Annotated in this window: 23 protein-coding genes; 18 read left to right on the top strand and 5 right to left on the bottom strand. The window is 35.4% G+C overall.

All coding sequences use genetic code 11. The features are described 5' to 3' along the window. Positions 1-13 precede the first annotated feature (13 nt). Positions 14-475 (top strand): GNAT family N-acetyltransferase, encoded by a 462-nt coding sequence (locus AAZR93_RS13585; protein ID WP_434720100.1) that lies wholly within the window; start codon positions 14-16, stop codon positions 473-475. Between the two features lie 494 nt (positions 476-969). Beyond that, positions 970-2,568: an ABC-F family ATPase gene (locus tag AAZR93_RS13580; RefSeq protein ID WP_434720099.1), complete on the top strand. Its 1,599-nt coding sequence runs from the start codon at positions 970-972 to the stop codon at positions 2,566-2,568. Between the two features lie 92 nt (positions 2,569-2,660). Here the strand turns inward: AAZR93_RS13580 and AAZR93_RS13575 are convergent, their stop codons facing one another. The 3 genes from AAZR93_RS13575 to moeA form a co-directional block, all read right to left on the bottom strand. Further along, entirely contained in the window at positions 2,661-2,996 is a 336-nt protein-coding gene (locus AAZR93_RS13575; protein ID WP_294103222.1) for a zinc ribbon domain-containing protein YjdM, read from the bottom strand. Positions 2,997-3,168: 172 nt separating this feature from the next. Further along, entirely contained in the window at positions 3,169-3,930 is a 762-nt protein-coding gene (moeB, locus tag AAZR93_RS13570; RefSeq protein ID WP_434720098.1) for a molybdopterin-synthase adenylyltransferase MoeB, read from the bottom strand. A gap of 5 nt (positions 3,931-3,935) precedes the next feature. Further along, positions 3,936-5,177, bottom strand: coding sequence for a molybdopterin molybdotransferase MoeA (moeA, locus tag AAZR93_RS13565; protein WP_434720097.1), 1,242 nt, complete (start codon positions 5,175-5,177; stop codon positions 3,936-3,938). A 456-nt stretch (positions 5,178-5,633) separates the two neighbouring features. On the opposite strand from moeA, the gene folE reads away from it, so the two are divergent. Next, positions 5,634-6,293 (top strand): GTP cyclohydrolase I FolE, encoded by a 660-nt coding sequence (gene folE, locus AAZR93_RS13560; protein ID WP_294103216.1) that lies wholly within the window; start codon positions 5,634-5,636, stop codon positions 6,291-6,293. A 3-nt stretch (positions 6,294-6,296) separates the two neighbouring features. Beyond that, positions 6,297-7,472 (top strand): DUF418 domain-containing protein YeiB, encoded by a 1,176-nt coding sequence (gene yeiB / locus AAZR93_RS13555; RefSeq protein ID WP_294103214.1) that lies wholly within the window; start codon positions 6,297-6,299, stop codon positions 7,470-7,472. A 51-nt stretch (positions 7,473-7,523) separates the two neighbouring features. Here yeiB and sanA read toward each other — a convergent pair whose 3' ends face one another. Next, positions 7,524-8,228: an outer membrane permeability protein SanA gene (gene sanA / locus AAZR93_RS13550; RefSeq protein ID WP_294103213.1), complete on the bottom strand. Its 705-nt coding sequence runs from the start codon at positions 8,226-8,228 to the stop codon at positions 7,524-7,526. A 486-nt stretch (positions 8,229-8,714) separates the two neighbouring features. On the opposite strand from sanA, the gene AAZR93_RS13545 reads away from it, so the two are divergent. The 5 genes from AAZR93_RS13545 to AAZR93_RS13525 all read left to right on the top strand — a co-directional run bounded on the left by AAZR93_RS13545 (position 8,715) and on the right by AAZR93_RS13525 (position 13,565). Then, positions 8,715-9,407, top strand: a complete 693-nt coding sequence (locus AAZR93_RS13545; RefSeq protein WP_294103211.1) for a carbohydrate-binding family 9-like protein — start codon at positions 8,715-8,717, stop codon at positions 9,405-9,407. Between the two features lie 205 nt (positions 9,408-9,612). Continuing rightward, positions 9,613-10,533: an N-acetylmuramic acid 6-phosphate etherase gene (gene murQ, locus AAZR93_RS13540; protein ID WP_434720096.1), complete on the top strand. Its 921-nt coding sequence runs from the start codon at positions 9,613-9,615 to the stop codon at positions 10,531-10,533. Positions 10,534-10,557: 24 nt separating this feature from the next. Beyond that, on the top strand, positions 10,558-11,922 hold the full coding sequence (locus tag AAZR93_RS13535; protein WP_434720095.1) for a PTS transporter subunit EIIC: 1,365 nt from the start codon (positions 10,558-10,560) through the stop codon (positions 11,920-11,922). Between the two features lie 15 nt (positions 11,923-11,937). Further along, positions 11,938-12,783: a MurR/RpiR family transcriptional regulator gene (locus AAZR93_RS13530; RefSeq protein ID WP_294103207.1), complete on the top strand. Its 846-nt coding sequence runs from the start codon at positions 11,938-11,940 to the stop codon at positions 12,781-12,783. After that, positions 12,783-13,565 (top strand): sulfite exporter TauE/SafE family protein, encoded by a 783-nt coding sequence (locus AAZR93_RS13525; RefSeq protein ID WP_294103205.1) that lies wholly within the window; start codon positions 12,783-12,785, stop codon positions 13,563-13,565. Before AAZR93_RS13530 ends, AAZR93_RS13525 begins: the two co-directional genes overlap by 1 nt. A gap of 72 nt (positions 13,566-13,637) precedes the next feature. Here AAZR93_RS13525 and AAZR93_RS13520 read toward each other — a convergent pair whose 3' ends face one another. Then, entirely contained in the window at positions 13,638-15,335 is a 1,698-nt protein-coding gene (locus AAZR93_RS13520) for an NAD-dependent malic enzyme (RefSeq protein WP_294103203.1), read from the bottom strand. Positions 15,336-15,763: 428 nt separating this feature from the next. Here AAZR93_RS13520 and AAZR93_RS13515 point away from each other — a divergent pair, with 428 nt between their 5' ends. From AAZR93_RS13515 to AAZR93_RS13475, 9 genes are all read left to right on the top strand, one after another. Then, positions 15,764-16,369 (top strand): hypothetical protein, encoded by a 606-nt coding sequence (locus tag AAZR93_RS13515; RefSeq protein ID WP_434720094.1) that lies wholly within the window; start codon positions 15,764-15,766, stop codon positions 16,367-16,369. 72 nt (positions 16,370-16,441) lie between these two features. Beyond that, complete coding sequence (locus AAZR93_RS13510; RefSeq protein WP_434720093.1) at positions 16,442-17,158, top strand: hypothetical protein; 717 nt, start codon at positions 16,442-16,444, stop codon at positions 17,156-17,158. A 116-nt stretch (positions 17,159-17,274) separates the two neighbouring features. Beyond that, positions 17,275-17,991, top strand: a complete 717-nt coding sequence (locus AAZR93_RS13505; protein WP_434720092.1) for a hypothetical protein — start codon at positions 17,275-17,277, stop codon at positions 17,989-17,991. A gap of 13 nt (positions 17,992-18,004) precedes the next feature. Continuing rightward, entirely contained in the window at positions 18,005-20,113 is a 2,109-nt protein-coding gene (locus AAZR93_RS13500; RefSeq protein ID WP_434720091.1) for a hypothetical protein, read from the top strand. Positions 20,114-20,715: 602 nt separating this feature from the next. After that, a complete protein-coding gene (locus tag AAZR93_RS13495; RefSeq protein WP_434720090.1) occupies positions 20,716-21,321 on the top strand; it encodes a hypothetical protein in 606 nt (201 codons plus the stop codon). 72 nt (positions 21,322-21,393) lie between these two features. Next, complete coding sequence (locus AAZR93_RS13490) at positions 21,394-22,143, top strand: hypothetical protein (protein ID WP_294101312.1); 750 nt, start codon at positions 21,394-21,396, stop codon at positions 22,141-22,143. Beyond that, positions 22,136-23,341 (top strand): hypothetical protein, encoded by a 1,206-nt coding sequence (locus AAZR93_RS13485; RefSeq protein ID WP_434720089.1) that lies wholly within the window; start codon positions 22,136-22,138, stop codon positions 23,339-23,341. The genes AAZR93_RS13490 and AAZR93_RS13485 overlap by 8 nt, the downstream gene beginning before the upstream one ends. A 117-nt stretch (positions 23,342-23,458) precedes the next feature. Further along, positions 23,459-24,187 carry a hypothetical protein gene (locus AAZR93_RS13480; RefSeq protein WP_434720088.1) on the top strand — a complete coding sequence of 243 codons (729 nt, stop codon included), beginning with the start codon at positions 23,459-23,461 and terminating at the stop codon, positions 24,185-24,187. A gap of 156 nt (positions 24,188-24,343) precedes the next feature. Next, positions 24,344-24,985, top strand: a complete 642-nt coding sequence (locus AAZR93_RS13475) for a hypothetical protein (protein ID WP_434720087.1) — start codon at positions 24,344-24,346, stop codon at positions 24,983-24,985. Position 24,986: the final 1 nt, after the last annotated feature.

Below are 24,986 nucleotides of genomic sequence, written 5' to 3'. Positions count from 1 at the left end.
TAGTTGTGAGGTTATGATGATAAGAAAAGCAGCAAAAAATGACCTTGATGAAATTTTTGTTTTATACCAACTGCTATTTTTTGAAATGGCAGCGCTTGATCCTGAGAGGATGAAACCGGTTGAACAATCATCTGAGTTTATTCACGATGCAATCGAAAATCCTAAGTTTCATTTTTTAGTTGCTACCATCGAAAATAAAATTAAAGGGTTCTGTATTGCTCAGAAGCAGTCAGCTCCCGCTTATAATTGTATGGTTCCCAGAGATTTTGCTTATGTTTTTGATTTCGTGGTTGCGCCTGATTCTCGGGGTGAAAAAATAGGCCATCAATTACTTAATGAAATGAAAGGTTGGGCAAAAGAAAATAAGTTAAGTCATTTGGAGCTTTCTGTTTTTTCACAAAATCATCAAGCGATTAAATTTTATGAAAGAGAAGGCCTAACCGAGATAACTCGTACAATGGGAATTAAGCTATAAAATATTTAATCGGCCTGTCATAGGTCAATTTTCTCATTTCATCTTTAATATTACTTTAGTTGTCATGTTAATTGGCTAAATAAAGTCACTAAGGTAAATATAAGCACAAATATAAAATGATATAACAGATATTTCTATTTCAGTATCATGCAATACAAAATAGCTTGTCTTATCAGCAAATTATGTGCTGTTTTATGATTTTAAATGATGGAGCATATTGAAAGTATTCACTATTTTCAAAGAACATGTTTCAAAGTTATAAGGTTAATTAAAACAGCACAAGATCTAAGCGTCCAATTGTGGCATAATGCGCCGCTATTTGTACCTATCATACTTCAAGTTGCATGTGCGTTAACTTCGCTAGGCTAGCCGGATCACATCGTTCATCTATACTCACAGGGTGGGATAGTAACGCTCGCGGCCTGCATGCTACTCGATTTATTTAAAGTATAGTGGTGGGGCAACTCTACATATGATTAATTTAAGGCCTAGAAGTGTTAACGACAAACAATATCACTATGCAGTTTGGCAGCAAGCCACTGTTTGAAAATATTTCAGTTAAATTTGGAACAGGAAATCGTTACGGTTTGATAGGTGCTAACGGCGCTGGAAAATCAACCTTCATGAAGATATTAGGTGGCGATTTAACACCTTCTTCAGGCAACGTGAGCATTACTGATCCGAATGAACGTATTGGTAAATTACGCCAAGATCAATTTGCATTCGAAGAATTTACCGTTCTTGATACCGTCATCATGGGGCATGGTGAACTGTGGGATGTGAAACAAGAGCGCGATCGTATTTATGCGTCACCTGAAATGAGCGAAGAAGATGGCTATCGCGTCGCTGATCTTGAAGTTGCTTATGGTGAGATGGATGGCTACAGCGCAGAATCGCGTGCAGGTGAATTATTACTTGGTGTTGGTATTCCCGTAGAGCAACATTACGGTCCAATGAGCGAAGTCGCTCCAGGTTGGAAACTGCGTGTGCTTCTAGCACAGGCACTATTTTCAAACCCAGAAATTTTGTTACTTGATGAGCCGACGAATAACCTTGATATCGATACTATTCGTTGGTTAGAGCAAGTCCTGAGTGAACGTGATTGCACCATGGTTATTATTTCCCATGATAGGCATTTTTTGAATACAGTGTGTACGCATATGGCCGATCTAGATTACGGTGAACTACGTTTGTTCCCAGGTAACTATGACGAATATATGATTGCCGCGACACAAGTAAGAGATCGTTTAGTTTCCGATAATGCGAAGAAAAAAGCACAGATTGCCGAACTTCAATCATTTGTCAGCCGCTTTAGTGCTAACGCATCTAAATCAAAGCAAGCAACGTCACGAGCTCGCCAAATTGATAAAATTCAGTTAGATGAAGTTAAAGCCTCTAGCCGTCAAAATCCATTTATCCGTTTTGAGCAAGATAAAAAATTGTTCCGTAATGCCCTTGAGCTAGAAAGTGTAGCGAACGGTTACGGTCAAGAGCCTTTATTTAAAAACTTGAATTTACTGCTTGAAGTGGGTGAAAAAGTTGCTGTTATTGGTGCGAATGGTATCGGTAAAACAACATTTTTGAAAACACTCGTTGGCGAAAAACCACCGACCAGTGGTAGCGTTAAATGGTCTGAAAATAGCAGTATTGGCTATTATGCACAGGATCATGCTGAAGATTTCGACACCGATCTCAATGTTTTTGATTGGATGAGTCAATGGAAAAGTGAAGGGGATGACGAGCAAGCGGTTCGCAGTATTTTAGGTCGCTTACTGTTCTCCCAAGATGACATTAAGAAAAAAGTATCGGTGTTATCTGGTGGTGAGCAAGGCCGTATGTTATTTGGTAAGCTGATGATGCAGCAACCAAATATTCTTATTATGGATGAACCAACTAACCACTTGGATATGGAATCTATTGAGTCAATTAATATGGCTCTTGAGATGTATGAAGGAACGCTGATTTTTGTTTCCCATGACCGTGAATTTGTTGGCTCGCTCGCTAGCCGTATTTTAGAAATTAAAGATAATAAAATCATTGATTTTAAAGGTACTTATGATGAGTATCTAACGAGTCAAGGTGTTGTTTTATAATATTTTAATTTAGCAAAAAATAAAAAATAAATAGCCCCTTTTTCTGTGAAGATGAAGGGGCTATTTTATTGATGAAGATAAGGAAAACTAATTTAGTTTTTCTTCACAAATTCAGATTTTAATTTCATTTGGCCGAAACCATCAATTTTGCAATCGATGTTGTGATCGCCTTCAACGAGACGAATTCCTTTCACACGTGTTCCAATTTTTAGCATTGATGAGCTGCCTTTCACTTTAAGATCTTTGATTACAGTGATTGTATCGCCATCAACTAACAAGTTACCATTGGCATCTTTAACGACTAATTCGTCAAGATCTGCTGTAGGTTCGGCATCATTCCATTCATGTGCACACTCAGGGCAGACATACATTTCGTTATCAGTATAGGTGTATTCAGACTGACATTTAGGGCAAGGAGGGAATTGCATATTAGTACTCTCAGTGACTTATCAAAAAATGAAAAGTGGTTATAGTCTTATTCACTATCACCACGAAAGAGGCATAGTATAAGGTTAAAGACTAATTAAAACATTTTTTCGGATTATTCTTAATAAATGGTGCAAAAAAATGGCGAGCGTTCACTCACCATAAACGAGGTTATTATGACGAAGCGGTTTGAGAACAGACTTCACAATGAGGATCTTTTGCTAGTTTAAATTGACGAAAATCCATACTCATTGCATCGAATAGCAGGACTTTACCGACATTCACTTTGCCATATTGCGTTAGTAATTTAATTGTTTCCATGGCTTCTAAGGTACCGATTGTACCGACAAGCGGCGCCATTACCCCAGCTTCCACACAAGTTAAACTGTTTTCACCAAATAGACGGCTTAAGCAATGATAGCAAGGTGTATTATCTTCATATGTAAAAACAGACAGTTGACCTTCCATACGAATTGCCGCGCCGGAAACTAACGGTTTTTTATGCGAAAGACATAATCGATTTAGCTGTTCGCGTATTGCAACATTGTCTGTGCAATCAAGTATAACTTGATGCGTTTTTATCAATGCATCGAGCTGATTATCATCAAGTTGTGCATTTATCGCTTCAATATGAATGTGTGGATTGATTGCCGTTAATTGCGATTTTGCAGAATCAACTTTGGGTGCGCCGATGGCTGCATCGCGATGTAGCGTTTGTCTTTGCAAATTCGATAAAGAAACAGTATCAAAATCCACTAAAGTTAAATAGCCAACCCCTGCGGCGGCAAGGTATTGGGTTGCTGCGCAGCCAAGACCACCAAGACCAATAACCAGCACTTTGCTGGCTTTTAATTTTTCCTGCCCGTCAAAATCAAATCCACGTAAAATAATTTGACGGTTATAACGCAGCATTTCTTCATCGCTAAGTTCTTGCACTGTTGTTATTCACTTTTCAGTAAGTAATTAAACATTTCAACTTCCACCATTTCACCCGCAGCAACATGGCCACGCTCTCTTTCAAGAACAATAAAACAGTTAGCTTGGCTAAACGAGCTGAATATATGGGAACCTTGGTGTCCGGTCGTGGCAACTTGTAGTTGGCCTTGTTCATTGGTGCTTAATACACCACGCTGAAAATCCAGTCGTCCAATCGATTTTTTTAATGGGGTAATTGTGGGAACTTTAAATCGAATAGGAGCGCGCCATTGACTATGACCATTAAGGCGAGCTATCAGCGGTTGTACTAATTGATAGAAAGTGAGTGCCGCGGATACTGGGTTGCCCGGCAGTCCACAAAACCATGCTGAGCTTAATTTACCAAATGCGAAAGGTTTACCCGGTTTAATTGCTAATTTCCAAAAACCGATTTGACCTAACTCGTCGAGAATTTGTTTTGTATAGTCGGCTTCACCAACGGAAACGCCACCACTACTAATGACTAAATCTGCTTGTCTATCTGCCTCAATAAAAGTTTGTTTGAGTTTTTCAGGTGAATCAGGGATCACACCAAAATCTAACACTTCACAATTGAGTTTTTCTAGCATCAAACTGACTGCAAAACGGTTGGTATCATAAATTTGTCCGTCAGCCAGTGGTTGGCCGACCGCTTGTAATTCGTCACCAGTTGAAAACACAGCTACTTTTAAGCGGCGGTATACAGTGACCTCAGAAATACCTAATGAGGCAATTAAAGGTAATTGTGCGGTAGAAAGCAGTGTACCTGCAGGAAAAACAGGATTTCCTCGAGTGATATCTTCCCCTGCTTTACGCACGTTATTGCCTTTTTTAAAAGACTCAGTGAAGACAATACCTTGCTCTGTTTGCTCAGTAGACTCTTGCATAACGACAGTATCTACACCTTCTGGAATAGGAGCGCCTGTCATAATTCGCACACAGCAACCTTGAGTTAATCTTCCTTGCATTGGATTGCCTGCAAATGACTTTCCTGCTATTGGCATAGGTGTTTTTCCATCCCAATCGGCAAAATTGAGCCCATAACCATCCATTGCAGAATTATCAAATGGGGGAACATTAATGGGTGAAATAAGGTCTGTTGCAATCACACGTTGGGCGGACTTGGTCAATGGAATGATTTCTGTTTGGGTCATTGCTTGTGTTTGAGAAAGAAGCTTTTCTAGTGCAACATCAAGAGAAATCAAATCGTTAGTATGGTTTTGTTCCAAAATAGTTACCCCTATTATTGTTATTCGCCTTCGAGGCTTAAAATATATCTATGATACATATTATGTCAGATATCACCGGATGGGTGAATGAATAGAAATTGATTAGGGATAGCTTTTAAACGAATTTTTGCGTTGTTGGCTTAAGGCAATAGGCAATAAAAGTCATAATAGAGAGAAAATTGTGTTGTTGTATTGATGTTAACAAATATAAGAATAAACTATTCAACAAGAAATGATTTTTACTCAAAATAGTTTACTGCGTTCTATTACACACTTTTAAATAATGATATATCTATTTAAAAGTCCAATAGTTATGGTGAATAAGTGTATGGCGGGATATGCAAATATTTCATCCCGATCTCGGAGGTTGTGCTGGATTATCTACACCTGCTGTTTTAGAGTACCGCACACGCCTGTATTTAAATAAAAATAACTAAATTATCTGTGGAGGATCACATGTCATCGCTGAGTAAAGAGGCCGAATTAGTACATGCAGCTTTGGAAGCTAGAGGGCTTGAGACCCCATTACGTATTCAACCAAAATTAGGTGAAGAACGTAAGCAACTGATTGAAGGGCACATGGCTGAGGTCATGAAGCTATTGAATTTAGATTTAACGGATGACAGCTTAGCGGATACCCCGCGTCGTATAGCAAAAATGTATGTTGATGAAATTTTTTCGGGGCTCGATTACGCTAATTTTCCGAAAATCACTTTAATTGAAAATAAAATGAAAGTTGATGAAATGGTGACTGTCCGCGACATCACGCTGACAAGTACTTGCGAACATCATTTTGTGACTATCGATGGTAAAGCAATCGTGGCTTATATTCCAAAAGATAAAGTCATTGGTTTGTCTAAAATTAATCGAATTGTTCAGTTCTTTTCTCAGCGTCCGCAAGTGCAAGAGCGTTTGACTCAACAAATTCTCGTTGCTTTACAAACCCTGCTTGGAACTAATAATGTCGCAGTATCGATTGATGCTGTGCATTATTGCGTAAAAGCACGGGGTATTAGAGATGCTACCAGTGCAACAACCACAACATCGTTAGGTGGCTTGTTTAAATCGAGCCAAAATACCCGCCAAGAATTTCTACGTGCAGTTCGCCATAATTAATCAATGACAACAACCGAATATTCAATCGCCCCAAAAGGGCGAATTGAGCAACTCGATACCGTGCGTGGCATAGCAATCTTAGGCATTCTGCTGATGAATATTTTTGCTTTTGCTTTGCCGCAAACTGCTTATCTAAATCCTTTTTATAGCCCAACGGTGCAGCCATCTGAAGCGATTGTTTGGGGGATTTTCAATCTATTTTTTCAAGGTAAAGTTCTTGCTATTTTCACCTTATTATTTGGTGCAACTTTGGCTCTGCTACATCAACGCTCATATCGATGGAATCAGTGTCGGTTAATAGTTCTAGCTATTTTTGGTTTAATTCATGGTGTCGGTTTTTGGGATGGCGATATCTTATTGGCTTATTCGCTAACTGGGTTTGTCGCACTCTATATGTTAAATCACGGCAGTAAAATCACATTATTGAAGATTGCAATTGCAATTTACCTGATTGGATTAGTGATTTTATGGGTTTTGGGAAGCGGTGTTGACCCCTCCTATTTTTGGCAAGTCACTGATGCTCAGGTTTTTTTTGAAGCATCTCAAAAAACTATCGGTGGAATGGAAAGTTTACTGCATCGTGCTGATGGTATGTTAACTATGATAGAAATGTTATTGGTGCAATATGGATGGCAATTATTAGCATTGATGACTGTGGGGGCTTTATTGATGCAAAATGGTTGGCTTCGTGGACAGTTTAGCCAATCACATTATCGCTTGATGGCGCTGATTTTGATCCCTCCGGCTTTACTTGTACAAATACTTTCACTGTATATTCAAAGCTTATTTGGTTGGAGTTTTTTTGCTACTTCTATTGTCGGGTATATCATTAATGAGCTTATGATACCTTTGCAATCATTAGGGTATATTGCGTTAATTTATGGATTTTGGCGGAGTTTTCAACAAAGCGTTATTGCAAGATTACTACAAAATATTGGACGGATGGCATTAAGTAACTATTTACTGCAAACGCTAATTTGTACGACAATATTTTATCATTTAGGCTATTTTGGTTCTTTTACTCGTGTTGAATTATTAGTTTTTATTGTCCCCATTTGGGGAGTGAATTTAGCTTTCTCTTATTATTGGTTACAGTTTTTCAAACAAGGCCCCATTGAATGGAGTTGGCGTAAATTGACTGAAAAACTGTATCATTTATCGGTTGATAAAACTCAGTAGTATTAAGGCGCTTTAACTTCTATGTTTTTTTAATATCAATTGGTGCCGTTGTTAGCTTAACTTACTTGCTTCTTCAGGTGAAACCGCAGGGTAACCTTTAATTCCATCAGGCATTTTTATGGGGGCAGGAATTGATTCTTGTTCCCCTAAAAATTTGGGTTCGCGTTTGAGAATATATAAGTCAGCAAGGGCACCAAGGCGTGCAAAAACCTCACGAACACGGACTTTGTACATGCCTTGCGGTGTTGGTACGGCTAAACATTGGGCATCAATCCCTTTATGTTTGGCAATAAATACCGCTCTTTCACAGTGAAAGCGCTGTGTGATAATAGTGAAATTATCTGTATCAAATACTTTTTTGGTGCGAACAACGGAATCAAGGGTTCTGAAACCCGCAAAATCAAGTACGATTTTAGATGCAGGTACTCCCGCTTTTATCAGGTCTTTGCGCATATTAATGGGTTCATTGTAATTATGAGCACCATTATCACCACTCAGTAGCAAATATTTCACTTTTCCACTGTGATAAGCATCTGCGGCACCTTTGATTCGATAGGTGTAATATAGATTTGTGACTCCAGAGGCATAATATTTAGATGTGCCAAGTACCATCCCGACATCCCGCGCAGGTAATTTTTCTATATCTTCATAGATATAGGGCGCAGTGTCCCAGCCAATCCAACGATCAAGTAAAATAACGGTGGCAAAAGCTATCCCTACGAAAAGTAACAGACCATAAAGCAGACGCTTCCTCATGTCCTAGCCTTGAAAATAAATAGTCATAGCGATTAGGCTACTTGAGTTAAATTAGTGACGCAAGTCGCGTAACGTAAAGTCATGTCAATATAATGAACAATATTCAAGTTGACTAAGGGGCAGGGCTGATATTTTCTTTATAATTGCGAATAATTCCTCATTATCATCCAATCAAATGAATAATTTCTAATAATAGAATCTCAATTTTTCGTATGAAAAATAGCCTATATCCTTGTGGGTGAATAGATTATATCCGTTATTGAATAGTGAGCCGCTTCACAAAGAAGTAGTTTTTATTTAACAAGCCTATTTGTTTTGAAATTTTAATTCTATATTGATTATAAGTTATGAAATTTTATTTCTTCATCAATGCACATAACTCAGTTATAAAGCCATTTAGTGATAAGTTGAAACAGCAAAAATAGTACATGAAAAACATATTCAATAAGAATAGAGACTGTAATTCGATACGTGAGGAACGAAACTATGAAATTAAAAACCTTGTTAGCCGCGGCAGCTATGTTAGTAACGGCGAGTGTTGCTGCAAAAGAGTATCAAATTAATCATACGGCTCAGATAAAATCGCTGAGTGATGCGAAAAATGTCGCGGTATGGGAGCAAGCTGAGGTATTAACTGATTTTAGTTATCCATGGGAAAAAGAGACACCACCAAAAACAGATTTCCGTGCATTATGGAGTGATAATACCTTATATTTCCGTTTTATCGCCGATGATAAAGATATCCAACTCGGCAATGATCCTGATAAAGATCAGGCGGTATTAGATTCGGATCGCGTTGAATTATTTTTTGCGACTAGCCCCGAATTAAAACCTTATTACACGGCAGAAATGGACCCTAAAGGTCGTACTTTTGATGCGAAAGCTAATTTTTATCGTGAAGTTGATCCAAGTTGGAATTGGGAAACATTGCAAACTGTCGGTGAAATCACGCCTGAAGGCTATGTGTTAACGGGTAAAATTGATCTCGATGAATTTACTCGTCTTAACTTATGGCAAGATGCAGACAAAAAAACGCTAATGTGTGCCATTTTACGTGGTGAATTTAGTGCGGGTGAGCCAAAACAAGTTCGTAAATGGATAAGTTGGATCCATCCTGATTCAGTAAAACCTGATTTTCATATCCCTTCTGCATTTGGTAGCTGTAAGTTGGTTAAATAATACGTTTACCGGCAGTGAGTTACTGCCGGTTATACTCTTTCTATTGGTTCAATTTATCTTAAATAGTTAATGATTCACACGATAGTTGTGAACAGCATCACGTTAGCCAATGCTGCTGAAGGATTTCTGGTAATATAAATTGAAATTTAAATTCATATAATGTAATTTTTAATGAAATATAATTTCAAATGATTTGAGGTGTTTTATGTCTCTAGCCGAAAATACACTGAGTGATTGCCTACAAAATGAATTCAATCAGGAAACATTACAGTTTTCGCGTTTGGAGACACTCGCCATGGTCAGCGCAATTAATCAAGCTGATGGCACGGTAGCGGGTGCAATTCAAACTGTTTTACCTGCGATTGCTGAAGCGGTTGATGCCATTGCGGAACGTTTAAAGCAGGGTGGTCGCCTATTTTATGCAGGCGCAGGAACCAGTGGCAGACTTGCTGTACTCGATAGTGCTGAATGCCCTCCAACATTTGGTACTGCTCCTGAAATGGTACAGTCCATCATTGCGGGTGGCCAAGAGGCGATGTTAAAAGCGGTTGAAAATATTGAAGATTCAACACAGGCTGCCATTGATGAATTAATCAAACGTGGTTTGTGTGAAAAAGATGTCGTTGTCGGTATTGCAGCTAGTGGTCGTACACCATTTACCCTCGCCGCGATTGACTATGCGAACCAATTAGGGGCTTTAACGGTTGCTATTACGACGCGAGGACGAGGCCTAATTAGTGAAGTGGCAAGATTTGCGATTGCACCAGATGTGGGGCCTGAGGTGTTATCTGGCTCAACGCGAATGAAAAGTGGCACCGCACAAAAAATGATCCTCGGCATGCTCAGCACTTGCGTAATGGGGCGTTTAGGCCGAATTCATACCAATTTAATGGTGGATGTGGTTGCCAGTAATATCAAACTATTACGTCGAGCAGAACGTATCGTTGGCGAAGTCTGCATGATTGATACTCAAACTGCCGCCAACTTATTAAAACAAGTCGATTACCATCCGCGACGCGCAATTCTAATGCATGAACTTAATATTAATGCACAACAAGCGACGGATATTGTGTCACAGCATCCACACACAGCATTGGATGATATGTTGAAAACTAAACAGTCTTGATATCGTCAACACCAGGGGAATGATATGGCTAATAAAATAGAACATCTGGAAGTACTCGCCAGAGAAATAGAAAAATATGCGGGCGGCTTTGAGAACATTGCAACATTAACTCACTGTATGACCCGCATCCGTTTAGTTTTAAAAGATAATGACAAATTTGACGCAGAAGCGCTTAAACAAATTGAAGGTGTCAAAGGGGTTATCTTTAATGGTGAACAACAACAAGTTATCGTCGGCATGGGCACTGCAGCAAAAGTATTTTCGGTGATGAATAAGCGGATGCAGGGAAGTGCATCGGTGAATACTGACAATGCAACGCCTGTAGCTGCAAAAAAAGGTTTTTCAATTCGTCGCACATTGAATACGTTAGCTGCAATTTTTGTTCCGACCATTCCGGCGTTAATTGGTTGCGGTCTTATTATGGGGCTAATCAATATTATTCGTTTGGTCGCGCCGGGTGTTGTTGACCAGTTTCCTGAATTATTCAAACTATTGAAATTAATTGGTAGCTCCGTTTTTGTTTATTTATCTATCATGATTGGGGTAAATACGGCAAAAGAGCTTGGCGCTTCAACTTCAATAGGTGCGGTAATGGCAGGCTTACTTTCAATGCCGGGCTTGGCCGATATCACGTTATTTGGCGATAAACTTCAACCTAACAGCGGGGGTATTTTTGCTGTGTTGATGGTGGTTGTTTTCTCTTCCAAATTTGAAGTGTGGTTTAGAAGCATTATCAAAGAAAGTTTAGACCTGATTATTACACCCTTTGTGACGATTCTCGTTTCCGCTATGGTGGCGATTATCATCTTCCAACCCGCAGGTCATTATTTAAATCAAATCTTGGCACAAGGTGTTTCCGTCGCTTTATTAGATAGCGGCGGTGGCGCGGTGGCGACGGGCGGTATTTTAGGGGGCAGTTTTTTATTCCTATTATTGACTGGCTTGCATCAAGGGCTTATCCCGATCCATGCAGAAATTTTGCAAACATTTGGCCTTAATTATCTATTCCCAATATTGGCAATGGGCGGAATGGGGCAAGTAGGATCATGCTTCTGGGTATTCTTAAAAACCAAAAATCAACGTTTGAAAAAAACCTTAGTGGGTGCGTTGCCTGTGGGTATCTTTGGTGTCGGTGAACCGTTATTATTCGGTGTGTCATTGCCTTTGGGAAAACCATTTATTGCCGGTTGTATTGGTGGCGCGGCAGGTGGTGCACTGATGGCCTTCTTCCATGTTGGTATCATTATTCCATTTGGTACGGCTGGTTTGTCTCTAATCCCATTAGTCGGTGACGGTCAAATACTGGATTTTCTCATTGCAGTTGTCGGTGCATGGATTGTCGGTTTCATTGCCAGTATGATACTAGGCTTCACTGACCCAGAAAAATAATTAAAAGGAATAGCCATGTCGACACTGACGGTAAAATTGGAAAGCTTACTGACAAGAGGTAAAGGAACTGAGCAGCGCATCGCTAGTTTTTTGCTGGAGCATCGAGATAGTCTGATTGCGATGAATGCTGCTGAGCTTGCGCAAGCCGCAGGTGTCAGTAGTGCTTCGGTTATCCGCTTTTCTCGCCAGATGGGTTACCGTGGCTATCCCGAGTTTAAAGTTGATTATTTATCGGATGAAAAACAGCATAGAGCTGAGAGTTTATATGGCAATTTGAGTCGTAGTGATGATACGGCTCAGATAATTGCGAAAACGGGGCAAATGTTTATTTCTGCCATCGAGAAATCACTAGAATTACTTGAACCTTCAATTGTTGATGAAATAGCCCAAAAAATGGTCAGTGCAAAACGTATTGTATTATTTGGTATTGGTTCATCAGCTATTGTTGCTAGTGATATTTTTCATAAATTAATTCGCGTTAATAAGCATACTTTGTTCAGTTATGACTTACATGTTCAGCTCAGTTATTCGGCAAATTTAAGTCCTGATGATTTCGCTATTGCAGTCACTGCTCGAGGTAATACGCAAGAAGTAAACAATATGTTACGTTCAGCCAAAGAAACGGGTTGCACGACAGTTGCTTTAACGCGTTTTGGGCAAGACGATGCAACTAAAATAGCCGATTTCACACTACCTTATTTCTATGATGAGCAGCACTCACAGTTGGGTGTCATTACACCGCAAGTTTTACAGATGGTAGCTTTTGATACTTTATTTTTTAAATATCTCACGTTAGCAGACAGTGACGCTGATATTGCGTTGCAAAAAGGCCGACGCGCTCTGATACAAGGCAAGAGCTAATGATTTTGACTGAGTTGGCGATCGGTGCTGTGATTGGGCTGATAATTAGTACAACCGGTGTTGGTGGCGGGGTTATTGTTTTACCGATATTAACGTATTTTTTTGGGCTGAATGCCCTTGCTGCGGTTGCAACCGCCAACTTTCTATCAATGCTAATGAAGGTTTCTTCTTCATATATGCATTTTCGATTAGGGAATATTCCGCTTAAAGGGGCGATGATTGTACTTGCGATTATGCTTCCAAGTACTTTTCTTTCTAGCCTCTTGGTGACTTGGCTGGGAAGTTTACCTGAATATGAAAAACAGGTTGAGTGGGGGATTAATTTGCTGGTTGCGACGGCTATTATTTTCTCACTTTACTTATTTATTCAGCGAATGTTTTTTTCTTCACCAATTAAAAAACAACTAGTCAAAACGAACCAATTGCGTGCAATGGCAATACCCGCAATTCTCGCCGGAATTGTGTTAGGTGCAACGGGGGTAGGTGGTGGCGTTGTGGTATTACCGATGTTATTACGTTATATGCAACTTAATATTAAGCAGGCTATTGGCACATCAATACTGGTGACGACGATACTATCGGGTTCATCTGCATTTGCTTATGCACAAGATGGCTATACAGATTTTAAATTAGCGTTAATCCTATGTGTTGGCGCATTAATCGTTATGCCACTGGCTAAATATTTACTGATCCATTTATCCGAACGCGCTTTTCAATATATCACGCTATTATTAATTGCTTGCAGTGCAATTATGATGACATTAAATCTATTTTCTTTTTAAAAATCACAACTCAGAATTAAATAAAAAAGGAGCGCCTTACGGCACTCCTTATCCATTCATATTAAAAATATTTTAAAATGAAGTTCTTTTATAAGTACGATATTCAGGTTTCCAGAAATTCCGTTCAATAGCTTCATTTAATGCATCGTCAGAAGTCACAGTTGCAACGCCTTGAACTTGCGCCTCTTTAGCCACTTGTTTCGCTATAATACGTGAAACTTCTTGGATATCAGACAGAAGAGGTAATAACGGGCCTTCTCCATCTTTCGCTAATGGCGAACAGCCTGCCAGTGCACGGCTGGCGGCCATTAACATTGCTTCAGTAACACGTTTTGCCCCAGAAGCAATAACACCTAAACCAATGCCTGGGAAGATATATGAGTTATTGCATTGAGCAATTGGGAACACTTTATCTTTATATGAAACAGGGCTAAATGGACTACCAGTTGCAACAAGTGCTTGGCCTTCTGTCCAATTAATAATGTCTTCTGGGCGAGCTTCGACACGTGAAGTTGGATTTGAAAGCGGCATCACAATCGGTCTAGCGCAGTGTTTATGCATTTCTTTAATAATTTCTTCAGTGAACAGACCTGCTTGTCCCGAAACACCAATTAAAATCGTTGGTTTTGCATTACGCACAACATCGAGCAGAGAAATTGAATCGCTATTGACGTCCCAGCCACTAATATTTTCACTGCTTTGAGTTAGTTTACTTTGGAAATCGAGTAAATTAGGCAGCTTATCGGTGAGTAGACCAAAGCGGTCAACCATATAGATGCGCGAGCGAGCTTGCTCATCACTCAAACCTTCAGATTTCATTTGCGAGACAATTTGCTCTGCAATACCGCAGCCAGCGGAACCTGCACCTAAGAAGGTGACGCGTTGATCGCTAAGCTTACTTCCAGCGGCATTGCTAGCTGCAATTAAGCTACCAAGGGCGACGGATGCAGTGCCTTGAATATCATCATTAAAGCAGCAAAGTTCATCACGGTAACGTGTTAGCAATGGCATGGCATTATTTTGTGCAAAATCTTCAAATTGCAGTAATACATTTGGCCAGCGGCGTTTAACGGCCTGAACAAATTCATCAAGAAATTCGTTATATTCTTCACCGGTAATACGCGGATGGCGCCATCCCATATAAAGCGGGTCATTAAGGCGTTGTGGATTGTTAGTTCCCACATCAATAACAACAGGTAATGTATAGGCTGGGCTGATACCACCACAAGCGGTATAAAGGGAAAGCTTACCAATAGGAATGCCCATCCCGCCGATACCTTGGTCACCAAGCCCTAAAATACGTTCACCATCTGTGACCACAATAACTTTTACATTTTGTTTAGTGGCGTTTTGTAACATATCATCGATATGTGCGCGGTTTGGGTAAGAGATAAACAAACCTCGAGCGCGGCGATAGATATCAGAAAAATGTTCGCAAGCTTCACCTACTGTTGGCGTATAGATGACAGGCATTACATCGGTTAGGTGGGCATCAATTAAACGATAAAATAAGGTTTCATTGGTGTCTTGAATGTTTCGTAAATAAATATGTTTATCAATATCAGTTTTAAAATCAACTAACTGACGATGTGCGCGTTCTACTTGTTCTTCGATAGTTTCAACTTGTTCTGGCAACAAACCATGTAAGTTGAAATTGGCACGTTCTTCTTCAGTAAAAGCACTTCCTTTGTTAAGTAAAGGAAATTCTAGCAAAATTGGACCAGCGTAGGGAATATAGAGAGGGCGTTTTGTTTCGTGTTCATGTTCCATGAAATATCACTCTTCGGACGATTAATTAACAACAGTCAGGTTAGATCCTAAGCCAAATAGAAAATATGTACAGTAAATATTGATGCAAAATCGTTAAAATATTTACCGATTTATATTACCTATATGATAAGGAATTTTTTGACAGAAGGGAATTTTAGCTGCTATTTGCGTAGTCATTACGATGGATAGATCACGCTTGGTTAAATAATGAATGTATTATCGTTATTTTTACGTTTTTAAACGTTAGTTTTGCTTTTTTTAGGTGAGTTTTTTTAACATTTCCTCCTTATTTTTAGTAGGTTGCTGATTAAAATAGTGGGTTCACTGTAAGTGAAATCATATTTTTAAATATCATATATTGCTGCAAGTTTTTAACTGTTTTAGCTTAGGGCTATTAATTTATATTTTAATCTTGGGGTAAATTATAGATGAAAATTAAAAACATATTAATAATACCCATATTATTAATTATTTTCCTTTGCAATCTTTCATATGGAAATGGCTTTTTAACAAACAAAAAAGAGAAAGTGAAATCAGATAATATTGAAAACTCTTATAATAGTAAGAAAGAAATAGGTATTTTTATTATTTTGAACAGAGAATATATGAAGCAAGTAATGGTTGAATATAATAAACCATTATCAAATAAAGATTTAAAAAAATACCATTATGAACACGCATTAGCTCATCTAGAAGTACTTTCAAAACGCTTTGAAAATGGCAGTACTACGACTAGCAGGGATATTAGTTATCAAGAGGCTGCTGAAATAAATAAAAAAGCATTTACAGCCTGTGACATGCCCTTTGATGCTTGGTTCTTTGCAGATGCTTTTGATGTCTTAGATGATGAAACTAATCAAAAGATTTGGGATGATATGCTAAATGCACTGGCGAATGATTCCCATGAAAGTGAAAAAAAAGTATTTTTATTTCTTCGGGATAAAATGAAAAATGTATCGGACTTAGATAAAATCGAGAAAAGCAAAAGATGGCTTAATAGACTCGATCGCGTAATTATATCATTTAAAGCATGATTATAAATTATGTTTTATTATTCTCATTTTTTATAATTTAGGTATTATTAAATTAGCTGAATAGGTGAAATTATGAGATTTTTTATTTTTATTAATTACATAATTAAATTTATCATTAATATTTTTTTATTATCAATTTCTATAAATGTTCATGCAGAAAATAGACCGGGTTTTGTTTGTGGTAAGTTTAACGGTAATGTTGTTGAAGTAACTAGGGATTATGTCGATTTTATTGCTGAGTATGAGGGGTATAGTTATTTTGATCGGAGAGCGGTTAAAAATAAAAAAGGGTGTGATGCTAATTTTACCGTATTGCCTTTAAGAATGACATGGCCCGAAATGAAACCCGTTGATAGAATGGGATTGGATCAAAATGCAGAGGAGATAAAAATAGCGGTAATGCCAATGACGAATAATAAAGCAACAATGAATAAGTTTAGAGATAATTTAATAAATAGTTATTATTGGGGGGCAAGAAGTGGCATTTATTATGATGATGAGCTTGATTTGTATTTTGTTGAGTACTTAAAAGACGAGGCAACAACTTATTCAGATGAAATTTATCAAGATAAATATAGAGTTTATTGGTCCGAGCATAATGATGAGGTAATTAGTATTATAGATTGTGACTGGATGCAATCAAAAAAAGAATATTACTTATGTGAGGTTAATGGTCGTATTCCAGAGGTTGATGCTTATTTTAATGTAGTTATTAAATGGAAACAGTTAACACAGTGGGAAAGCATTTTATTAAAATCAAAAAAATTTGTAATAAATCATCTTAAATAGAAAAGGATTTTTAATATCAAATAATACAATATATAGTGCTAGCAGGGTATTTACAGGGAATAATTTTATTATTTTCATAGCATAATTATTATTGAATTAGTTCAATAGGTGAAATTATGAGGTTTGGTGTTTTTGTTAATTACACAATTAAGTTTATTATTAATACTATTTCATTATTAATTTCTATAAATGTTTATGCAGAAAATAGACCGGGCTTTGTTTGTGGTAAGTTTAATGGACACACTGTTGAAGTACCTGTGAATTATGTTGATTTTATTGCTGAGTATGAGGGGTATAGTTATTTTGATCGGAGAGCGGTTAAAAATAAAAAAGGGTGTGATGCTAATTTTACCGTATTGCCTTTAAGAATGACATGGACGGAAATGAAACCCGTTGATAGAATGGGGTTAGACCCAAATATAGAGGAAATAAAAATAACAGTAAAACCAATCACAAATGATACGGCAACAATGAACGAACTTAGGGATAATTCAATTAATAACGATTTTTTTGGTAAAAGAAGTGGTGTTTATTATGATGATGAACTTGATTTATATTTTGTTGAATATGAAGGTAAAGGATTAATGGTGAGTGAAACTGAATATTATCAGAGAAAAAGAAGAGTTTATTGGTCTGAAAGTAAAAGTGAAGTAATAGGTGTTATTCGTTGTGATTGGGTACAAGTAAAAAATGAATATTACTTCTGTGAAGTTAATGGGCGAATACCTGAAGTTGATACTTATATTCAAGTGAATATAAACTGGAAACAGTTGTATCAGTGGAGGACAATTTTATTAAAATCAAAGGGGTTTGTAATAAATCATCTCAAATAGAAAAGGATTTTTAATGTCAAACAATACAATATATAGTGCTAGCAGGATATTTACAGAAAATGATCTTATTACAACTAAAAAACTATTAAGAGAAAATAAAAGCTCGAAGGAAATGTATCAATATTTGGCCAATAAAGGTGATCGATATGCACTATTTGCAGGAGTGAGTGGGAGTGATACTAATTTTTGGGGGCGTTCGACGTTATATTTTTCATTCAATAGTGATTTTATTTCAGATGAGAAATTTCGTGATGATAAGTATAAGGAAATAGATTTTAAATTAGCAAGTGAGTATCTTATTCTGCTGGAAAAAAAACTAAATAACTCAGGGGGTAAGTTTGTTGAGCTAACTGAAATTAATTATGAAGAGTTATTTGAAATTAATCAAAAATCTTGCTCTGACAGTTGGTTTAGTATTGATGATTGGTATTTAAATAGAGTATTTAAGTTACTATCTCCGAATGAAAGACAGGGGCTTTGGGAGCATAGGTTAAATTCTACCTCTGGATTTAAAGAACAAGTTAGTCATCATTATAAAATATATAATATGATGATTAAGAAATATATTTTAAGCAATGGAGATGAGAAAGAAAGAGTAAAGGTATGGCTAAATAATAATTTTTATATTACACAATATGGAGGCTTAATTAATTCTAATATTGATAACTATATAGATATTATAAGTTCGGATTCTGAGCTAAAAGACCTTATTGATAGCGTAAATAAAAGTATAAAAATAGAGGAAGAAGTCCTTGGTGATACTATTCCATGGACATTTCACTATGTAATCTCTGATAATCTATTAACCCAAGATGCTATCACATTAATGAAAGATAAAAATGTACTATTTTGGGAGGATAAAGAAGAAAAATTAAAATCTATAATGAATGAAATTAGTGTAAATAGGTATAATCGCAGGAAGAAACGTGCTGCATTACTTGATGCGAATGATCAGGATAAATTTGAATTGCATTTAAAAGATGTACAGAAGATGGGTGAAAAATTAGAAGAGAAAAAAGATCCTCAAATTTTATATAACTATTTAGAAGCAAATAATGAAGAGTATGGAGTGATCCCCAATGGACTTGTTAGAGGCGACTCGTCTGCAGGAAAAATGGCAACAAGTTTCTTAGTTGAAAGAGCAAAACAGTATAATATAATATTAAATCATAATGATTTAAAAAGAATACAATTTAAGGTGGCATTAGAAACGAGACAAAAATTACTTGATAAATTTGATAATGAAAAAACGACAGTTTTGCGTGAGAAATTTACTATTCGGGATATTGAAGATATACATGATAACGTATTTATAAGTGAAAATTTACCTAAAGATGCCTGGACATTATCAATTCCACTACAGATTATCCCTATTGAAAAACATAATGAAATTTATGATGAAATGATATCAAATTCAGGAAGTAATAAACAACAGGTTGAGTTTGGGCTTTATTTAACCGATGAGATGATGACAGAGATAATAAAAAATCCTTCTAAAGAAAAATTTAATTTATTTGTTGAGTGGGCTAATACCGTATCCACAGTTGATAATATGAAAGAAACGGGATCTGTCTTCGGTGAATACCTTGTAGAAAGAGGAATGACATTCAAAGAATTTATAGCAGCTAACGTGAACGAATTAAAAAAGGTTATACCTAAAAGCGATTTAGATATTTATGGGGTCGAGAGAAAAATATTACCGACTGAAACTCAGCCTATAAATCGAGGAGTATCATCACCTCCTCCAATTAAGTATCCACATAATATGGTAGAGAAATCGATATTGGAAAATACGTATCCAAAAGCTGAACCGAATAGACAATTAGCACCACTAACCACAGGCTTACTTGATAGATTAAAAGTAAATGAAAAACCAGTAACAACAAATCATTATCTAGAACGCCCGAGCGTTGTTCTTCCAGGTACTCCGGGCTTTAAAGATTTCCCTAAAGAGACAATGAAAAATACTCATCACTTCGAGAATATGGTTGGTCAGCTAAGCGACAATATGTCATCAATGGATCCATTCGATGGTTCTTCTAATAACTATTTTTCAGACAGGACAGCATCAAATATTCCCTCTCGATTTTCTTGCTATTCATCAAATTCGTTTTTTAGTTAGTTGTTAAATTAAAGTATTTTCAATTTTTTAAGCTCATTATGAAACATAAAAAATGGTTATTGCAACAATTAATTTGTTGGAAATAACCATATATGGAAAATAGAAACGAGAGAACTAATCCAAATAAGCTAATTCAATATTTTGGCAACCCAGTACCTGTAATGTATTTTCGGTAACACACCAATGTTTGATAATCGCATCTTGCTTTTCAACAAATTCCTAAGCTAAACAGCAAATATGTACAGTAAATAATGATAAAAAAGCGTTAAAATATTTACCGATTTATATTACCTATATGATAAGGAATTTATGGGAAGAAGGGAATTTTAGCTGCTGTTCACGTCGTCATTACGATGGGTAGATCACGGTTAGTCAAGTATGAATGAATTGTTTTTATCTCAACATATTTTTAAACAAGTGTTTAACTTCCTTATGGATAATTTTCTTAATGTTTTTTTCTCTGTTTTTAATGAGTTAGTGAGTAAAAAAATTAGTTTACTATAAGCTAAATTATATTTTCAAATATCATATATTGCTGCAAGTTTTTAACTGTTCTAGCTTAGGGTTATTAATTTATATTTTAATCTTGGGGTAAATTATAGATGAAAATTAAAAACATATTAATAATACCCATATTATTGATTGTTTCTCTTTGCAATCTTTCATATGGAAATGGATTTTTAACAAACAAAAAAGAGAAAGTAAAATCAGATAATATTGAAAACTCTTATAATAGTAAGAAAGAAATAGGTATTTTTATTATTTTGATCAGAGAATATATGAAGCAAGTGATGGTTGAATATAATAAACCATTATCAAATAAAGATTTTAAAAAATACCATTATGAACACGCATTAGCTCATCTAGAAGTGCTTTCAAAACGTTTTGAAAATGGCAGTACTACGACTAGCAGGGATATTAGTTATCAAGAGGCTGCTGAGATAAATAAAAAAGCATTTACAGCCTGTGACATGCCCTTTGATGCTTGGTTCTTTGCAGATGTTTTTGATGTCTTAGATGATGAAACTAATCAAAAGATTTGGGATGACATGCTAAATGCACTGGCGAATGATTCCCATGAAAGTGAAAAAAAAGTATTTTTATTTCTTTGGGATAAAATGAAAAATGTATCGGACTTAGATAAGATCGAGAAAAGCAAAAGATGGATCAATAGACTTGAACGTGTAATTATTTCATTTAAAGCATGATTAGAAATTATATTTTATTATTCTCATTTTTTATAATTTAGGTATTGTTAAATTAGCTGAATAGGTGAAATTATGAGATTTTGTATTTTTATTAATTACATAATTAAATTTATCATTAATATGTTTTTATTATTAATTTCTATAAATGTTTATGCAGAAAATAGACCGGGCTTTGTTTGTGGTAAGTTTAATGGCACTGTTATAGAGGTTCCTGTCAAGTATGCTTTTCCATTTGCGGAATATGAAGGGTATAGCTATTTTGACCCAAGATTTATTGAAAATAAAAAAGGGTGTGAGGCTAATTTTAGAGAATTAACACTAACCACGTATTGGCCTTATATGACAAGTGTTGATTCCAAAAAAAAATTTCATCTTGAAATAGATGAAAAAACGATAAGAATTATATTGAAGCCAATTAGAGAGAAAGATTATTCATTAACACAGAAAATGAGTAATTATCTAAATGCATCATATTTAGGAAAGAGAAGTCAAATATTTTATGACGATGATTCTGAACTTCAATATGTTGAATATTTTGATGATTATAACGTATCTGAAAAACTATATAGTGGAAAAAAAACTCAAAAGAAAAGAACTTTTTTTTGGTTCGAAAATGAAAATGAAGTTATTGCTATCTTAGAATGCTTATGGTTACCATTGGAAAATAAATATTTAAGTTGTAATATGAGTTTTTTAATATTGGAAATGAGAATATTAGCAGAGGTTAGGTTTAGCTTTGATAAACATAAAAAATGGAGAGATATAATGAAAGAAACTAAGGTTTTTGTGATTGATTTTATTAAGGATGAATATTATGAGTAAAGATATGGCTAGCTTTTCAATTAATTATAATGATATTGTAAATTTGAAGGCTATTTTAAATGAAGGAGATTTGGAAGAGTTTTACAGATATCTTGCTGATAAGGGTGGTATGTATTCATTAACAGCACCTGGGAGTTATAATGAGCATAGTTTCTTAAGTCGATTGCACTTTCATTATGGTTTAGATGTTTATAGTGATGATCTGAAATACATGTATTTAAGAGAACAATTATATAGGGTTCAACAGGACCTAGCTAAAGAGTACATGGTGTTAATAGAAAGTAAGTTTAAAAATAATATGAGTAAAGGAGGGTTTATAAATATATCTAGTGAGGATATTTATAAACACTATCTGAATGTTTTAGAAAAAAATAATATGTTTATGAGATATTGGGATACTAATATAGCAATGTTGTTTTTTACTACTGAAGAACGAAGGGAGTATTGGAATAGTAAATTAAATAATAGTGATTCATTCAAAGGCCAAGTGATTCATTATTTTAAAACTATAAATTCCCTATTGGATATTTATGATAAATACACTGATAAAAAAAGTGCTCATATAGCGCGGTACTTGAAAAATAACTATGATTTATTTATGTATGAAAAGGGGGGGGAGCTAATTGAAGAGCAGAAATATATAATCTTAAAAGATAAATATGTTTGTGACTTAATATATTCTGTTCATATGAGGTATGTTAAATACAAAGATGAAATTGATATTAAAATAGGGAGTGTGTATGATTTGATAAACTATCAAGAAAATGAATTATTTCGTTCTAATGAGGTTGATTTGAAAAATAAAATTAAATTAGAGGTGTTGGAAAAAGATATTAAAAGTAGAAGGAAAAAAAGGTCAGTTGGCAATTATACTGATGAGTTTGTTGTGAAAACAGATGAAGCTATTAGAGTACATGAAGAGTTTAAGAAAATACAAAAACCTGAATTTATTTATGATTACTTAGAAAGAGAAGGTTCTAATTATGCTGTTATTGCAAACGGATTGATTAAAAAAAAATCTTTATCTGGAAAGGTTGCAAGTAATTATATAGTTAAAGAGTTAGAAAAAAATGAAGTAAATGGAAATAAAGTTATTTTGGATAAATTAAAAATTGATTTGGCAGAAGAGACTCTTTTAACATTCATATCACGAAGTGATAGTGATGGAGTTATACGGGGAGATTTAACATCACAATAAGCACAACATATTCATTATAATGCTTTTAAGCGTAATGGCATATCAAGGTATGGATGGACATTAACAATTCCTTACCAGATATTGCCAGAAAGTAAACATGAAGAAGTTCATCTTCAAATGTTAAAATCTGCAGGCAATGATCTGGCTGAATTTCAATTTTCTATTTACTTAAGTGATGAAATGTTTCTTGAAATAATTAAAAATCCAAAGATAGAATCGATAAAATCTTATGTTAATTGGGGGGAAACATTATTAACCATTGATAATATGAAAGAAACGGGATCTGTCTTCGGTGAATACCTTGTAGAAAGAGGAATGACATTCAAAGAATTTATAGCAGCTAACGTGAACGAATTAAAAAAGGTTATACCTAAAAGCGATTTAGATATTTATGGGGTCGAGAGAAAAATATTACCGACTGAAACTCAGCCTATAAATCGAGGAGTATCATCACCTCCTCCAATTAAGTATCCACATAATATGGTAGAGAAATCGATATTGGAAAATACGTATCCAAAAGCTGAACCGAATAGACAATTAGCACCACTAACCACAGGCTTACTTGATAGATTAAAAGTAAATGAAAAACCAGTAACAACAAATCATTATCTAGAACGCCCGAGTGTTGTTCTTCCTGGCACTCCAGGCTTTAAAGATTTCCCTAAAGAAACAATGAAAAATACTCATCACTTCGAGAATATGGTTGGTCAGTTAAGTGATAATATGTCATCAATGAATAACTCAATGGGTTCATTTGAAGATAGATATTCAATGCCTCAAATGCCAAGTATACCTGAGTTTAGTTATAGAGGTTATTCTTCGGGTGGATCATTTAGCTTTAATTAATATTTTAAAAATCTATTTATACTAAAATAAACTATTTTTATTACTAATAATAGCATAGTGATTGCTGATGTTTATTTATTATGTAAGTGATGTATTCTTTATATAAATAATTTTTAAGATTGTGGATTATTAAATTTATTAGTGACAAGGATGTATATGAATTATAAGTTAATGGTTGTTTTTTCAGTTTTTCTTCTAGGTGCTTGTCAAACTTTTCAAGGAAATAAAGGTAAAGAAAATGATGGAAATATAATTAGCTCTTCTGAAAGAAAAGATATTAAAACACCTAGTCTATTTTTTAAGCTACAGATGTTATACTTTTATGAATTTAAGGATGTATTAGATAGAGAAAAATGTGCCAGACTCAAGAGTAAAAAAGAAGACAATCCATTTTTCAATTTTATAAAGTACCCAAAGGAAGCATTTGTTAAAAATTTAAACCATGAAAAGGCAATATATTTTTATCGTAAGAATTTAAATGAAATGGGAATGCCATATAATGCTTGGATTTTAGCAGATGTTTTAGATGTTGTTAATGAGAGAAACAGAGAGACGCTATGGCAACAGTTTGTTTATGTTATGAATAAGGATGATCCAGCAGAGGAAATTAAATTATTCATGATACTTTGGTACACAATGGTAAGGGAAGCAGCTAAGCCATTATCAGATAAGCAAATTAAAAGTAAAAGATGGTTGATGAAAATGAGGCAGATTACTTTAGTTAATAATATAGAGAGAAAATTAGATTTTGTATTCGAAGAAATGATTAATGATTCAAAACTTTCTAATGAAAACTAAA

This window comes from Providencia sp. Je.9.19 (genome assembly GCF_051129765.1).
Classification (GTDB): Bacteria; Pseudomonadota; Gammaproteobacteria; order Enterobacterales; family Enterobacteriaceae; genus Providencia.
This window is presented reverse-complemented; position numbering and strand designations above follow the sequence as displayed.

Coding starts and splice junctions, on each gene's coding strand:
- AAZR93_RS13585 (WP_434720100.1), top strand. CDS start 14: ATGATGATAAGAAAAGCAGCAAAAAATGACCTTGATGAAATTTTTGTT.
- AAZR93_RS13575 (WP_294103222.1), bottom strand. CDS start 2,996: ATGCAATTCCCTCCTTGCCCTAAATGTCAGTCTGAATACACCTATACT.
- AAZR93_RS13530 (WP_294103207.1), top strand. CDS start 11,938: ATGTCGACACTGACGGTAAAATTGGAAAGCTTACTGACAAGAGGTAAA.
- AAZR93_RS13535 (WP_434720095.1), top strand. CDS start 10,558: ATGGCTAATAAAATAGAACATCTGGAAGTACTCGCCAGAGAAATAGAA.
- AAZR93_RS13490 (WP_294101312.1), top strand. CDS start 21,394: ATGAGATTTTGTATTTTTATTAATTACATAATTAAATTTATCATTAAT.
- yeiB (WP_294103214.1), top strand. CDS start 6,297: ATGACAACAACCGAATATTCAATCGCCCCAAAAGGGCGAATTGAGCAA.
- AAZR93_RS13480 (WP_434720088.1), top strand. CDS start 23,459: ATGTTAAAATCTGCAGGCAATGATCTGGCTGAATTTCAATTTTCTATT.
- AAZR93_RS13475 (WP_434720087.1), top strand. CDS start 24,344: ATGAATTATAAGTTAATGGTTGTTTTTTCAGTTTTTCTTCTAGGTGCT.
- AAZR93_RS13545 (WP_294103211.1), top strand. CDS start 8,715: ATGAAATTAAAAACCTTGTTAGCCGCGGCAGCTATGTTAGTAACGGCG.
- AAZR93_RS13485 (WP_434720089.1), top strand. CDS start 22,136: ATGAGTAAAGATATGGCTAGCTTTTCAATTAATTATAATGATATTGTA.
- AAZR93_RS13520 (WP_294103203.1), bottom strand. CDS start 15,335: ATGGAACATGAACACGAAACAAAACGCCCTCTCTATATTCCCTACGCT.
- AAZR93_RS13500 (WP_434720091.1), top strand. CDS start 18,005: ATGTCAAACAATACAATATATAGTGCTAGCAGGATATTTACAGAAAAT.
- AAZR93_RS13515 (WP_434720094.1), top strand. CDS start 15,764: ATGAAAATTAAAAACATATTAATAATACCCATATTATTAATTATTTTC.
- murQ (WP_434720096.1), top strand. CDS start 9,613: ATGTCTCTAGCCGAAAATACACTGAGTGATTGCCTACAAAATGAATTC.
- AAZR93_RS13495 (WP_434720090.1), top strand. CDS start 20,716: ATGAAAATTAAAAACATATTAATAATACCCATATTATTGATTGTTTCT.
- sanA (WP_294103213.1), bottom strand. CDS start 8,228: ATGAGGAAGCGTCTGCTTTATGGTCTGTTACTTTTCGTAGGGATAGCT.
- AAZR93_RS13525 (WP_294103205.1), top strand. CDS start 12,783: ATGATTTTGACTGAGTTGGCGATCGGTGCTGTGATTGGGCTGATAATT.
- AAZR93_RS13510 (WP_434720093.1), top strand. CDS start 16,442: ATGAGATTTTTTATTTTTATTAATTACATAATTAAATTTATCATTAAT.
- folE (WP_294103216.1), top strand. CDS start 5,634: ATGTCATCGCTGAGTAAAGAGGCCGAATTAGTACATGCAGCTTTGGAA.
- AAZR93_RS13505 (WP_434720092.1), top strand. CDS start 17,275: ATGAGGTTTGGTGTTTTTGTTAATTACACAATTAAGTTTATTATTAAT.